13 protein-coding genes are annotated in these 13,081 nt (G+C 49.0%); 6 read left to right on the top strand and 7 right to left on the bottom strand.

Annotated elements, in window-relative coordinates:
- Positions 1–375 precede the first annotated feature (375 nt).
- The gene (locus tag EL633_RS14575; RefSeq protein WP_126627877.1) at positions 376–648 is read right to left on the bottom strand and encodes a TetR/AcrR family transcriptional regulator; all 273 of its coding nucleotides are present in this window, start codon (positions 646–648) and stop codon (positions 376–378) included.
- 628 nt (positions 649–1,276) lie between these two features.
- On the opposite strand from EL633_RS14575, the gene EL633_RS14570 reads away from it, so the two are divergent.
- Positions 1,277–1,495: a winged helix-turn-helix transcriptional regulator gene (locus tag EL633_RS14570; RefSeq protein WP_246039136.1), complete on the top strand. Its 219-nt coding sequence runs from the start codon at positions 1,277–1,279 to the stop codon at positions 1,493–1,495.
- A 101-nt stretch (positions 1,496–1,596) separates the two neighbouring features.
- On the opposite strand, the gene EL633_RS14565 is transcribed toward EL633_RS14570, so the two are convergent.
- Complete coding sequence (locus EL633_RS14565; protein ID WP_126627876.1) at positions 1,597–2,481, bottom strand: site-specific integrase; 885 nt, start codon at positions 2,479–2,481, stop codon at positions 1,597–1,599.
- A 1,146-nt stretch (positions 2,482–3,627) separates the two neighbouring features.
- Between EL633_RS14565 and EL633_RS14560 the strand changes: the two genes are divergently transcribed.
- The 3 genes from EL633_RS14560 (at position 3,628) to EL633_RS14550 (ending at position 6,583) form a co-directional block, all read left to right on the top strand.
- The gene (locus EL633_RS14560; RefSeq protein ID WP_126627875.1) at positions 3,628–4,710 is read left to right on the top strand and encodes a ParM/StbA family protein; all 1,083 of its coding nucleotides are present in this window, start codon (positions 3,628–3,630) and stop codon (positions 4,708–4,710) included.
- Positions 4,711–5,013 (top strand): hypothetical protein, encoded by a 303-nt coding sequence (locus EL633_RS14555; protein ID WP_126627874.1) that lies wholly within the window; start codon positions 4,711–4,713, stop codon positions 5,011–5,013.
- 142 nt (positions 5,014–5,155) lie between these two features.
- Positions 5,156–6,583 carry a hypothetical protein gene (locus EL633_RS14550; RefSeq protein WP_126627873.1) on the top strand — a complete coding sequence of 476 codons (1,428 nt, stop codon included), beginning with the start codon at positions 5,156–5,158 and terminating at the stop codon, positions 6,581–6,583.
- A 171-nt stretch (positions 6,584–6,754) separates the two neighbouring features.
- Here EL633_RS14550 and EL633_RS14545 read toward each other — a convergent pair whose 3' ends face one another.
- The 3 genes from EL633_RS14545 to EL633_RS14535 form a co-directional block, all read right to left on the bottom strand.
- Entirely contained in the window at positions 6,755–7,267 is a 513-nt protein-coding gene (locus EL633_RS14545) for an HNH endonuclease (RefSeq protein WP_161982148.1), read from the bottom strand.
- Positions 7,268–7,349: 82 nt separating this feature from the next.
- Positions 7,350–7,865: a hypothetical protein gene (locus EL633_RS14540; RefSeq protein ID WP_126627871.1), complete on the bottom strand. Its 516-nt coding sequence runs from the start codon at positions 7,863–7,865 to the stop codon at positions 7,350–7,352.
- Positions 7,866–8,124: 259 nt separating this feature from the next.
- Positions 8,125–8,889: a competence protein CoiA gene (locus tag EL633_RS14535; RefSeq protein WP_126627870.1), complete on the bottom strand. Its 765-nt coding sequence runs from the start codon at positions 8,887–8,889 to the stop codon at positions 8,125–8,127.
- Positions 8,890–9,195: 306 nt separating this feature from the next.
- Here EL633_RS14535 and EL633_RS14530 point away from each other — a divergent pair, with 306 nt between their 5' ends.
- On the top strand, positions 9,196–9,402 hold the full coding sequence (locus EL633_RS14530; RefSeq protein WP_126627869.1) for a helix-turn-helix transcriptional regulator: 207 nt from the start codon (positions 9,196–9,198) through the stop codon (positions 9,400–9,402).
- Positions 9,403–9,441: 39 nt separating this feature from the next.
- On the top strand, positions 9,442–10,581 hold the full coding sequence (locus EL633_RS14525) for a site-specific integrase (RefSeq protein ID WP_126627868.1): 1,140 nt from the start codon (positions 9,442–9,444) through the stop codon (positions 10,579–10,581).
- A gap of 120 nt (positions 10,582–10,701) precedes the next feature.
- On the opposite strand, the gene EL633_RS14520 is transcribed toward EL633_RS14525, so the two are convergent.
- Together EL633_RS14520 and EL633_RS14515 are read right to left on the bottom strand one after the other, a co-directional pair.
- Entirely contained in the window at positions 10,702–11,316 is a 615-nt protein-coding gene (locus EL633_RS14520; RefSeq protein ID WP_126627867.1) for a hypothetical protein, read from the bottom strand.
- A 229-nt stretch (positions 11,317–11,545) separates the two neighbouring features.
- Positions 11,546–12,685 carry a hypothetical protein gene (locus tag EL633_RS14515; protein WP_126627866.1) on the bottom strand — a complete coding sequence of 380 codons (1,140 nt, stop codon included), beginning with the start codon at positions 12,683–12,685 and terminating at the stop codon, positions 11,546–11,548.
- Positions 12,686–13,081 lie beyond the last annotated feature (396 nt).

Below are 13,081 nucleotides of genomic sequence, written 5' to 3'. Positions count from 1 at the left end.
CCAGCATTCGGAGCGGCACCAGCTGGTGCCAACTCCAGTGAGAACAATATGCCGCCAAGATTATGAGTTATCAGGAATAAGATTGTTTGGTTCAGTGGCGTAGACTACTGTATATCCGCAAGACGTACAAGTAACCGGTTGGGTAGATGAAGTACGTGACTTTTTCCCCAAAAATGAGGCAGATCTTTTGAACTGTGCAAGCATAATAACACCCATTGAATATGAAACTCGCACACGTGCTCCTCCGCATTCAGGACATGGTTTCAGTTCTGGAGCATGCATGATGATAACCCTTTCTTCCCAGGAGAATTGTGTGATCAGCCAGGAAACGCTCCTGGAGCCAATCATAAGGACGGCAACACTTTGATGTGCTTTTCATCCTGGCTGACAAGCTAAGCCTGGTAAACCGCTAAGGACGACAACATCCGCCAACATATATTTATCCGTAAAGTGAAGGTAAAAGGTTCCTCGATTGACATTGGCCCGCTCGGTGATCTCCTGGATACTCATCGCCACAAAGCGTTTTTCTATCTCCCGCAGACTGCTAAGAGCCTCGCCCTTTTCTCGTACGACTTCCACGAACGCTTGCTGTAACACCTGGCGCGTTCGCTGGATACGCCGATCTTCCTGTCTCTTCCGGGTCGCCATGCCCTCTGTTCCTCTCCCTTATTTCTCAACAATCTCTCGCGTGTGTTCAATACTCAACAACAGCAGGGTGATTGCTCATTGCTTGTTGTGCCATCGAACCCTAGTATTATAGGCGACAGTTGTAAAGGCAAGCAACTGACAGACCATTTTGCACGCTCTTCTTGAAAGGAGAATGCGTAGGCATATGAAAAGCGCTCGTGCAAGAGTGACAGATTGCCTTTCCTCTTGTCAGAGCGGGCGAAAGGCGCGTCTCACCAAGCAGGAGAAGTGCTGAGGAGTATATTGTACAGTTCATTCTATCGAACTGACATTTCATGCACTCTGCGATACCGTTGACGAAACCGCTTTTGGATCTCTCGTGCCAGCTGCGAGGGATCCAGATGATCAAGAGGAGGTTTAGCAACGGTATCGGATTCAACACCGCCTCTCTGCTTTATTGAAATAGAAAGAAGATACGCGTATGGCAAGGCCCTATCATACACGGCAAAATCGTCAATCCCCAGAAAACGAGGCGTGGGCAACGTGAGGGCAGATTGCTGTCTGCTGTTTCGCGATCACTTTGGCGTTCACACGTCCATCGTCAAGCCACGTCTGGCTCACGACCTGAAACTCAGGCAAATCAAGGGGAATGAGCCTCTCAACCAAGATGCTCACGCAGACCTTACGGGCGATGGAACGCAATGGCCTGATCCAGCGTGTCGTTCATCCCGTCGTGCCTCCAATCGTCGAATATTCTCTCACGCAGCTGGGACAAACACTGGTTGAACCCGTGCACATGCTCCAGAACTGGGCATACGAGCATTTGCAGGAGGTCTCGCAGGCCCGTATGGCCTATGATCAAGAGTGATCATTCACCGATCCAGGAAGAAACCGCTACCCGTGTTCAACAGTGATAGCGACGAAAACGCCCCGCACACAGTTTGTTTGTAGACAACACGGAGATGGAAATCATCGAAGATAATGATTGAGCACCACATCCGTGCGTTCATGGCCTAACGCACGGGATACCCGATGCGTGGCTGTCAGATCATAGTCCGTTGGCTTGAGTCGCTTGCCCGTTGGTGGGAGCGTGCAATCTGGCGCGTGGGACAGGTAGCGCTGCTGGGCCGAGGCGCGTCGATAGCTTTGCACGTCCATGTTTTTCGGCAGATGCTCAAAGATATGCTCATTGGGATCTCTTCCCTGCATGCATGCTCTAATAGCATCTTCATAGTCAGCCAGGACGGGCACCATTCTCGCTTTCCCCCCTTTCCCATTTCTGACATAAACCTCGACTGGCCCTGTCTCTTCTGGACAGCGTACCTCTTTGACCAGGAGATCGCGCAGCTCGGCACGACGCAATCCCGTTGCACGCGCAAACAGGATTACGTCCGGCCAGTTCGCGGGTTGAAAATGCGTGTCTTGCTTGACCGGGATACGCGACCGGGTAATCCTGCTTTGGGCTCGTGAAGGCAGGACCACGTCGGCGGCCAACTGAGGATTACCGAACACTTTCCGTAAGGCTGATCGCTGTGTCGCCAGAGTATAGGGGCTCTTCTGGGCGGCAATCTGCTCTCTCATATAGCATATTGCCACCTCATCAAGCCGCTCATACAGGTGCGCCAGACGCCTGATCCCATAGGTGTCCCGTGCCCAGTTGACGAACGCAAACACCTGTTGTTGATAGGTCTTGCGCGTGCTATAGGAATAGATTTTCTCAGTCACCATGGGCCAGCACGGCTCAGGCAGGCTACGGCGCAGTTCTTGCTTTGCCTGATAGCGACTCTGGCCAGTGGCCATCAAACTATCCAGTAACAGACGCGTTTCGTAGATGATACTCGGTCGACTTCCCATCTGTACGACTCCTCTCAACGAGATTCGCTATGCTTAGAGATACACGTTTTCCGCATCACGAGAACGATGGTCAGGGTAAGGAATTCTGCGAGGTCTTGACATCACTCAGGTGCCATCTATCGGTGCCCCGAAACACAGTATCTGGCAGCGAAGCTGTTTATATCCCCAGAAAACGGGGGCAATCTTCTCCTCCTGAGGAGCAGAGAAGGACAGCAGAGACAGAACTACAGGAAAACGCGCTACCAGGAACAACAGGAGATGGTGCCGTACATGACACGTCACGCTCAACCATACCGTCCAGATGGAGCCGGGGAGCGACGCCGCCAATACCGTTAGCACTCTCAGTTTCTTTGTGTGCCAAAGCCAGCTCGACATGATCTCTTCTATGCCCAGAAGGCATACAAAAGCAGGAGCGAATTGAACCCAAAGATGGAAGAGAAACTCCACGTGGTACAACTGTACAGATCGCACAGTATCGTGAAACATATGGCCAGCTCCTTTCCTGAAGACGAGGAGTCATAAGCCAGATTGTTACGCTGCTAGCATACCAATCACCGTGGGAGAATACAGAGGTAACACAGGGGCAGCCAAGAGGCAACAGAGCTGGAAGGTATTCGCTCTCAGTACAACCAGGAGGATCCCACTCCATATTTTCACGAGATACGGGAATATGTGTGCACTAGAAGCCTGAAAAATGCCGCGTACAGGTTTGTACGGTACAGAGGTCGGGACGCGCCATGGATATAATGATACGGTATACTGAAAAATGCCGCGTACAGGTTTGTACGGTACAGAGTCCAGCTTTTCATGGACAATAACGGGACGCGGGCTCTTTCATGCGCCATGTCCACAGAAATGCTGTACACATCCACAGAAAGTGCGTCCGTGTACAGGAAAAATGGGGACAATACTACATCATCTGATGGGAGGAATACCTGGATAAAAATCGCTATTACTGCATAAAAAAGGCATCTATGCCCTACTCCTCTCTACGTCTCCCTACCCTCCCCCTCCCTGCCCCTTCGCTACCCCGGTGCATCAGGTAAAGTAGAAACACACACCGTCCCAATTTTTCCGGTACGGGCCACTACTATTCAGTACATACATCATTTCAGTAACTGTCGTAATTTCAGAAAGGATACGGGGATGCAATCGTCTTCCTACCCACGCTACTATGCAGGTTTTGAGGTTGGTTCTGGCATCGCTGGCCTCAAAGTTATCCCGGCCGATGGCCTTCCAATGAGTCAGGATCTTGTCACCCTTCCCAGCTTCCTAGCTGATGGGGACATTTCACTCCTACTCCAGAGTGGTGATAGTGATGCCACACTTTCCTCGGTTCTCCAGCCTGGAGATTATGTGATGAGCTGGCAGGACCGAACCTACTTTCTTGGCAATCTGCTCGCCCATGGCACCCATCTTGACAATGCTTTTAATGATGAACGCCGCTACTGGTCTGAGCATGCGCAGATTCTACTGCTCTGTCTGGCCTGTATCCTCATCCCTGAACGTTGCTTTGAGCTTCGTCTGGTGACAGCCTTACCAGTCAGTCTCTATGAGCGGGAACGACGGCAATACGTTCGTCATGCTCTTTCACAGACCTACCATTGTACCTTTAATGGACGGGAGCGCGAGATTATTGTCCGCTGCGGCTATGTTGCTATGGAGGGACAAGGGATACTCATCCATTACGGAGATGAAACGAGTGAACAAGCGGTCATCGACATCGGTGAGCGCACAACCGATCTCGTTGCCGCATCTGGACAGCGTCTGGTAGGACGCCTCTGTAAAGGGGAGCAATTTGGAGTGGGACAACTGGTAGAAGATCTCCAGCAGATGGGACGAGCACATCGTCGCAAAATCACCACCGAGAAAGCACATGCCATTCTTCAGGCATATGCCCATCATCAATGTTACCCCATCATCACCATCAATGCCGGACAGATCACTGATGAGCTGATTACAGACACCATTGAACAATCCATCCAACGCATTGCTCGTCCACTTTCATCATTTCTCGCCGGAAGCTGGAATGTGGAAGAAGCTCCACCAGGATCACAATTCGATACCATCTATCTTGGTGGCGGCGGCGCATACTACTTCGAGGAGATCGTCCGCGCAACGCTCCAGGATTGTCACATCGTGACCATACCGGATCCACAGGACGCCAACATCTGCGGTTATGCCGATCTTGCCCTGGCCCTTGATGAAGAACGCTGGGAGGGCCAGTAAATGCGCAATGCAGATGAAGTGTATTGGAGTACCAGTCTGCCAAAGGATCATGAGGCGTTGCAGGCCCTGGATGCCTATCGTCACGAATGGGGCGGGCTCAGCAGAGCGGAAGCCACACGTCGCTTATTGATCGAATGGAACAAACTACGCCAGGGACAATCCATTGGGGCCTGGATACCAACAACGCTACCTCAGCAGCAAGCCATTAAATCAGACGACCAGCTAAACACATCTAGGATGGCATCCACCTCTAAAACGTCCAATACGGTGGCACGAGCAGCCAGCCGTGTTCTTGACGATTGAACGATTAAAAGGTATGAGTCATCCCTAATTTTTCAAAAGAAGGGCTAGGCAAAAAAGAAGGGCTAGGCAAAATGGATCTCGTCATTTAGACTGTTGAATATGAAAAGCAAACAATCACTAAATGAGGAGATCCATCGTTATTATGTCAGAATTGTCAGAAACCTTCAAACGCTTGGAACAAGATCCGCAGGGGGGATCACAGCATCTGCTTCAGTTGCTTGAACAGTTTTTGCAGCCTTTTTTGCTCAGGCTCGATGATGTCTTGGACAAACGGGTGGTGCGCACCTTGCTGCAATGCCTGGTCGCCATCATCCGCTTGCGCAATAACCCGCAAGCCCTGTGGATAAGTGAACTTGGATCCTATCTGCAAGGCTATGATGGCTACGCATGTAGTGCTACCGCAGGCACCAAGCGGGTCGGAAAGCTGTTGCGATCCGTGAAGTGGACGGTAGGACTCATTGACCACTATCTGCTGGAAAAAGCGGATGAGGAGGTACGCACCCTCAAAGAGCAATGCAAGCGGATCCTCTGCATCTGGGATGGAAGTGTGCTGGAGAAAGCCGAAAGCGAAAAGTTGGAAGGACTCTGCCCGGTTCTCTCGAGTAAAGCCAAGAGGCGGCAGCGGACAAAGCGGGGCTTCGTGTTCAATTGGCCTGCTGCTCGTCCGGTCAGGGTCATGGGAATGCAGTGGAATGCTGCACTCATTGTCGGAATGCAAGGGCTTCCTCATCTGGCAGTCACGAAGTGGTGGTCAACCAAAGGCGTCTTTGCCACCAGGCTCCGAGATGCGGAAGAAGAGGGATTGCGGATCTGTGTCAGGAAATGGGGTTCTTTGCTGGTTCATGTCTTTGATCGCGGCTATGCCTCAGGATATTGGCTGCGCGTGCTCGCCAAGTATCGGGCCCGTTTCATTATCCGCTGGGTCAAACATCACGTGTTTCTGACACTGGCCGGAGAGGAAAAGAAGCTGTGGCAAATTGGCCAGGGGAAGAAGTATCGCGCGCACAAAGAGATCTGGGATGGCAGAACGGGAGAAAAGATGGCCTGTGATCTGTGGTGGACAGCCCTTCGCCATCCTCAGACGCACGAACCATTGTTTCTCGTGAAAGCGCGGGTCAAAAAAGGCATCATGTATTTGATCACCAATGAGCCAGTCCACACCGAAGAGCAAGCATGGGATGTGTTCTTCAGTTATCGTCGGAGATGGCAAATTGAGGTGAGTTTTCGCTATGCGAAATGTGAATTGGCCTTGGAATGTCCTCGGTTGTGGTCGTTAGAAGCTCGACTCAAGTTGCTTGGTATGGTCATGCTCGTCTATGCCTTCCTGCTTTCCTTGCTTGATCCGAGGCATCACGAACTCGTGCAAGCGCTCTTGCGCTTCCGATGTCACCGAACCGGAAAGCGGTGCCTGCACGTGCAGGCACCACTCTATCGGATCCGATGGGCACTCAGTCGCTTGTGGAACGATGACCGTCCCCGCTTCGGTTGTTTCCTCCCACCTTCTGATGATCCCCTCACGGTTTGCTCACTCATCCGAGACCTTGAGCGATTTCAGAAAAATTGGGGATGACTCATGACAATAGCTGAAGACGCTTAAGTCATTATCCTACTTCACGCGAAAACATGATTCCCCGAGAAAATCAGCTACAACAAAAGAGGTTGTTGAGAATCATGAATATAAGAATATCTTGGCCTGTAGCAACATCTAAACGCCATATTCGAAACAATACATGCAATAGTATTAATCTGAATCTGTACTATCAGGCAGGGGTACCCAAAATTGATAGGTACCTAAATCGTGTGCTCTCTTTTCACTAATTTTTTGAAACCGATAACGAAAGGTATCACGGCGCCAATGAAGAAATGCTTCTGGTGAATTGACAACTTCAGGCTGATATGGGACTTTCTGTCGATCTCTATTGCCATAATCGTTGCAACTTCGGCAACACAAAACAAGATTAAGAATACTGTCCCAGATGTTCTGATCAATACTTAATAAGAGTGCTGTCTTTCTTGGGACAACATGATCTACAGACATCATAAGCCAATGTGTAAAGTTGTTGCTATTACTATCAACAAAAGAAATTCCACAATAGGCACAACCAGTTTGTCCTGTTTGTCGATACAATTCAAGACCATAACTTTCTCGAAAAGTTTTCTGGTTAGTGTTGAGAGATTTTAACTTACTGAGATCAAGTACGGGATAGTGGTCGAGTGGATCAGAGAGTAGATGTGACGAAATCTGTGGTCCCATAAAGACCTCCCTGGCAATATGCAAAGTACATATTTGTGTCATCAACACAGAATATGTAGTGTTACAAAAACGACAGATAGATCTAATTGGCAAGATCAGCCACGTCATACTCATCAGTATAAATGAGAGGATTATTAGACTCAACACATCGATGAAACAGTTCAATTTCACGAGAAGACAACAACATATAGCGAGCATGGGCAACACGTTTGAATACAGGATGCGATAACCAATAGGCTGGCTTTCTTTTATCTTTGCTATCAGGAAAACGTGAACGCATATTAATGCAATGGTAGTTAATAGTAGCGTCAAAACTACCTCGTGTCGCACCTTTCCCAATACCAGGATAAGCACTCAGATAAGCAGTATGTAAGTCGGCCAGGGAAACAACATGCTGTTCAGCACCAATCTCCAATGCTACTTTGGTAATAAGGTCGATAAGGGTACGATTTACAACATTGGGATCTCCCTCAACGGGCATTGCTTGCTTAACATCTTCAACCATCAAAGCAGGCCACATCCGATAGAATGCAGGTAACAGACGTTTGGGGATTGGCACATATACGATCTCATCATTATCAATTTGATCCTTGCCCATTTGTATCACCTCTTAAAGAACTATGCTATCCTTTGATAATTTCTCCAAACTCCTTACACTTGTAAGTATAATATATTTTTACTAAAAAATCAATATATTAATCAATATATAAAAAATACAGCTCTAAAGCGTGAAAAATAAAAGTCAATAAATTAACTTTAAATGCCACGCATAAATCGAATGCCCACGCTCAAATGGTTCATCACCATCCCTGCTACCTGTTTGGTTTTTCACAGTGGACGACACTACTTAGTACTATTTATTTATTGGCTCCTATTTCTCCTTGCCATGGTTGGATCCAAAGTTTTGCCTTAGGAAAGGTGTTCCACTCTCTCCGCCAGACACTGGTAAGGTCGATAATTGACACAGGAGCCAGCCAGGATGTGGTAACAAATCGTTCCGAACGTTTTTCTGGTGCAAAGCGACTCGGTCCCAGCATATATGGACCAAATGTGACGGGCTGCAGTTTGATATCGTGATCCCAATAATAGATCTTCCCAAAGTACAGCGTATGCAGATATCGCTCCCAGCTTTTTGGGGCATATCTCTGAAAAATCATCTCTTTGTTCCAGGGTGGGGTCCACAATACCGCGATATTCTTTTGGGCATACGCCACGGTGCGCCGTGCAATATTCTCTGTTGAAAGCGTGCTTACCTGTACTTCAATTGCCACATAGTGACCATTAAACTCAAAGCTCACATCTGGCCGTACCTCTCCCAGAAAGCGTTCGAGTTGCAATTTTGTGACGCCCGGGGTAGTAAGAAGGGACTGATAGATGGCGACCTTCGCACGTCGATGTTCCTCACTCTCGCCAGAATGGCTGTACTCGCACACCGTCTCTGGTCGATGAGCAAAGTGAGGACTCTTCTTTTCGCCTTTTTTCAGAATGACCTCATCCCGGCAGGCTGGACAACAAAATGGCCCATCATCTTTGTCGACATTCATAGCCAGGACATCTCCATTGCTGTTTCTTGCACTGAGCATCATCTCTCCCGCATACCTGGCATGGGCATCTATGCCCACACGCTGGCTCCATTGCTATTTTCCTGACACATCTCTACATTGAGCCTGATGAAAACAAGAAAGCATATCATCAGACACTGCGAGCGTAACATTGAGGGAGAGGCAGCAGAGAGGCAACGGTGGAGAGAAGAGCGGGGCACACCGGCAGTACTGTAGACAAACACGAGACCTCTCCCTCCATCCATACCACCCATGCCCCGGTGCTCCGGGTCGGAAAAAAGTACGCTGTGAGGAGATCATATCCATGGAGAGAAAATAGCCGAAGAAACAACCCGTAACCATCACACCAATGAAAGGATTCAGCCCATGTCATCAGCACAAGCACCTGAAGTGCCCCAATTGCTCCTCACCATTCCACAAGCGGCCCAGAGTCTTGGCCTTTCTCGTGCCAAGCTCTATTTACTGCTCGCACAACAGAAAGGGCCTCCCGTGATTCGCTTTGGAAGATCCGTACGCATCTCTATCGATTCCCTCCAGAAGTGGATTAAAGAGCAGGAAAATGCATCGCTATAGGTGGTTAACACGAACAATACAAAGGAAGGCAGACACGCTATGGGCAAGCGAGCAAACGGTGAAGGCACCGTCTACCGTCGCAAAGATGGACGCTGGACTGCCAGCATCACTATAGGACAGGGCAGGAGGAAATATCTCTACGTTGCAACACAGAAGGAAGCAATAAAAGCCATCAAAGAAATCAATAATTTGAAAGATCAGGGTGTCATACTCGCCAGCAAAGATCAAACGGTTGCCTTTTTTCTAGAGACCTGGCTACAGGATACAGCGCAACCACGTTTGCGCCCCAGAACCTATATTCGCTATCAGCAAATGATACAGCGCCAGATCATTCCCGCTATTGGCAACGTCAAACTGCAGCAACTCTCGCCGCAGCACTTATACCGGCTGTATAACGGCGAGTTGCACAAAGGGTATGCCCCACAAACGGTGAAGCATGTCCACCGCCTCCTGCACCGTGCGTTACACGACGCGCTTCGCTGGGGTCTGGTGGTGCGCAACGTCTGCGACGCGGTAGATGCCCCCCGTGTCCCCAGAAGTGAGATGCAGGTCCTCAATGCCGAGCAGGCGAAACATTTCTTATGCATAGCACAGAGAGATCCTCTCGAAGCCCTGTATGTTCTCGCCCTGACCACAGGCATGCGCCAGGGCGAACTGCTGGGGCTTAAATGGGCGGATCTCTCCTCTGACATGAAAAAGCTCCAGGTCAGGCGCACAATCGCTCGGATTGGAAAACTGGGCTTCGTCGTTGATGAGCCCAAAACGGCAAAGAGTCGGCGAAACATTTATCTGACAGATATCGCGATTGATGCTCTCAAGCGCCATCGGGTCCATCAGCATGAACAACGCCTGCAGATGGGGGCCGCATGGAATGATCACGACTGGATATTCTGTAATCAACTGGGCAACCCACTGGAAGCAAGCAATATCATGCGGCGCTCGTTCAAACCACTCTTACAAAAAGCGGGATTGCCCATGATTCGCTTTCACGATCTACGTCACAGTGCCGCAACCCTGCTCCTCACCATGGACGTACATCCAAAGATCGTCCAGGAACTGCTCGGCCACAGCACCATCACGATGACGCTGGATACCTATTCACATGTCCTACCATCCTTGCAAGCGCAGGCAGTCACACGACTGAACGGTCTCTTCACGACATCAGCATCTGGACACTAAGCCTGTTGATGTCAATGAGCTGAAAAAAGGCAATCATCGGTGCACAAAAAGAAAGAGCCCGCATGGAAGCAGGAAAAAACAGGCAATGTGCTCAATTGGGGCGGTCTCATCCCATGAATACTACCGGCGTTTTCTGCCTGATTCTCTTCGTCGCGGCTTTGCTACACGCGGAAAAGGATCGCGATGAATCTGCGGAGCATCTAGATTGAGTGGTTTCAGAAGATCTAGCAAGACCTTCATACGCGTATCACTTAAAGCGCTAACAGTCAGAGAATAGTTCTCTTGCAGCTGATAATCTCCAAAGCAAAGTATTCCAAGGGGAGCATCGAATGCCGGATCGCCCAAATAAAGCCAAAAATCGTGCGGCGGACTATCTTCCACAGCAAAAAGCCGCAGATCATTCTGTAAGAAAGCATAGACCACATCCTCAGGAATATGCGTGAAGTAGGCTGATTGTGAATGCATCAGGCTATAACCCTGCATATCTGGATTCGGACAGACAGGACGCCAATAGGACAAGGATTGGCAACAAGCGGCAAAATGCTTTCCACTACCACCATGACACGGGTCTGAGGCGTCGGTAGGTAGGTAGCTCAAAGCAAAGAGTTTCTCGCCAGGTTGATCAGGATTGGGATCTTTTGCACATGGTCGCCAATATACCGTGACAACCAGGACGCCTCCATTCGGATCGAGGGAGTACAGATCAGGACCTGCAAGCTCATCAAACGCATCCATCAGCACTTCCTCCTGGCTTCATTTCGAAATATGTTACACATCTTTTGCTTTGCAGCTTTCTTTCAGTATATTCAGCGCAACAATGACCAGGTGAAAGAAAAGTCTGGCCCACGCAATTTAAGTGATTCTTTCACAAGATGAAGAGAGCGACAGAACTTCATCGAGCTTCTCAACCAATTACCTTTAAATTGCTTGAAGTGGGACTATATTGTGACGGCATGGTTATCTTTTACTTATCAGAGACTTCCCTCGTGGTTCTAATCGATATGAGTTGGTCATAACGACCAATCCGGCATTGAAGCGCGATCCTTGCATTGTGCGCATGGTACAACATGCGCCAGCCTTCTGTTTTTAACGCAATAAAGCGGTGGGCCTCGGCAAACGCTTCTTCTGGGGTCGCAAATCCAACGTTTTCTTCTTTCTCAAAATAGATGCCTGAGATATCGCGGAATTGCACCCCGGCGAGCCATCCTTTCCGCCACGTCTCTATCAGTTGGACATAGACTTTATGAAAATTGACTCGCGTCGCCTGTTTCGCCTGATAGAGGTGCCCCTGGCTCATCTGCTTTTGCCACACAAAGTCGCTATGATTAATCCGTAAAGGAGGCCTGGCTGGCACGGATGGCACACTACCACGCGTGATGACAATGGAATCCTGGGGGTCAATCTTTCCAAGTTGTTGGATAAGGTTGCGCACACTCTCTTCTTCAGCACAGAATGCAAGCAGCGTTTCCAGGGCGTGCTCTGGGGTGAGAAACAGTTGATCGGCTGCTGGCTCAAAGGTCACACTCTTCGTCTCCGACAAACGTATGATGGCTTCCCACCCTTTTCCATAAACATGTGCCAACCGCAGATCAATAGCCACCTCTGCCACGCGCCTACGTTCCCAGGCTCGATAGGCTACCTCGGTATTGGTGAGATGATACATGGTAAAAATGATCCCGTTCACTTCCAGCACCGAAGGAGAAAAATAACGCTCTGGATCCACGTCGGCTGGCCTGGGTGGGGCATGATAGAAGATTTGTCGAGCTTGTTTCTGCTCTTTCATATCCTTGAACGCTTCATATACACGGTGTTCCCTGGCAAGAAATTCTTCGGTTACCAGAAACGCAATCTCTGAGGTGGGAAAAAGAGCTTGAGAGGAAAGCTTCAGTTGAATGGTAAAACGTCCATCCAAACGTATAGCTCCCCACCATCCTTTATCAGAAACATACTCGAGAAAGAGGTCAATCTTCATCTCTCCAAGCACACGCGGTTCGCGTGCCTGATACACAATATAATCCTTGCCCTCAGCAACCTGGGTAAAGGCACAATCATAAATACAAATAGAAGGCTGCTCGACGTCCTTGTTTTCCTGCGTTTCATCCATAAAAACAAATATTTCTCACTTCACTATATGTATGTGTATTGTATCTTTACCACATCCTTTCACGCAACCATCCAGATCAATCAAAGAGAAGCAATAATCTGGCATAGCACCCTTACATCTCTCTTTCCGCTCGATCTCCTTCTTTGTTGCAAGATTTTGAAAGGTGTATGATATTAAGTATAGACTGACTCGCCATAATGGTGGAAAAGTTGTTGCATATGCTATACTTGAGAAGCGTAATTGCGACTACTCAATTCATCCATTTCAGGGTAATACCTACAATATTGACAGAAAAGGCGTGCAAGAATCTCCCATTAGGGGCTTCAATGGTAGAGTAAAAAAGCCTATTCACAGGACTTTTGGAAGAAGCGTTTCGATCCAGGAGAGGATATCGAA

Source organism: Dictyobacter alpinus, from assembly GCF_003967575.1.
In the GTDB taxonomy this organism is placed as follows: Bacteria; Chloroflexota; Ktedonobacteria; order Ktedonobacterales; family Ktedonobacteraceae; genus Dictyobacter; species Dictyobacter alpinus.
Note: the sequence above shows the minus strand (reverse complement) of the source record. Positions and strands in the feature narration are given on the sequence as shown.

What these genes read in the sequence shown, in the direction of transcription:
- EL633_RS14575 (WP_126627877.1), bottom strand. Translation starts at nt 648, where the DNA reads ATGGCGACCCGGAAGAGACAGGAAGATCGGCGTATCCAGCGAACGCGC.
- EL633_RS14570 (WP_246039136.1), top strand. Translation starts at nt 1,277, where the DNA reads ATGAGCCTCTCAACCAAGATGCTCACGCAGACCTTACGGGCGATGGAA.
- EL633_RS14565 (WP_126627876.1), bottom strand. Translation starts at nt 2,481, where the DNA reads ATGGGAAGTCGACCGAGTATCATCTACGAAACGCGTCTGTTACTGGAT.
- EL633_RS14560 (WP_126627875.1), top strand. Translation starts at nt 3,628, where the DNA reads ATGCAATCGTCTTCCTACCCACGCTACTATGCAGGTTTTGAGGTTGGT.
- EL633_RS14555 (WP_126627874.1), top strand. Translation starts at nt 4,711, where the DNA reads ATGCGCAATGCAGATGAAGTGTATTGGAGTACCAGTCTGCCAAAGGAT.
- EL633_RS14550 (WP_126627873.1), top strand. Translation starts at nt 5,156, where the DNA reads ATGTCAGAATTGTCAGAAACCTTCAAACGCTTGGAACAAGATCCGCAG.
- EL633_RS14545 (WP_161982148.1), bottom strand. Translation starts at nt 7,267, where the DNA reads ATGGGACCACAGATTTCGTCACATCTACTCTCTGATCCACTCGACCAC.
- EL633_RS14540 (WP_126627871.1), bottom strand. Translation starts at nt 7,865, where the DNA reads ATGGGCAAGGATCAAATTGATAATGATGAGATCGTATATGTGCCAATC.
- EL633_RS14530 (WP_126627869.1), top strand. Translation starts at nt 9,196, where the DNA reads ATGTCATCAGCACAAGCACCTGAAGTGCCCCAATTGCTCCTCACCATT.
- EL633_RS14525 (WP_126627868.1), top strand. Translation starts at nt 9,442, where the DNA reads ATGGGCAAGCGAGCAAACGGTGAAGGCACCGTCTACCGTCGCAAAGAT.
- EL633_RS14520 (WP_126627867.1), bottom strand. Translation starts at nt 11,316, where the DNA reads ATGGATGCGTTTGATGAGCTTGCAGGTCCTGATCTGTACTCCCTCGAT.
- EL633_RS14515 (WP_126627866.1), bottom strand. Translation starts at nt 12,685, where the DNA reads ATGGATGAAACGCAGGAAAACAAGGACGTCGAGCAGCCTTCTATTTGT.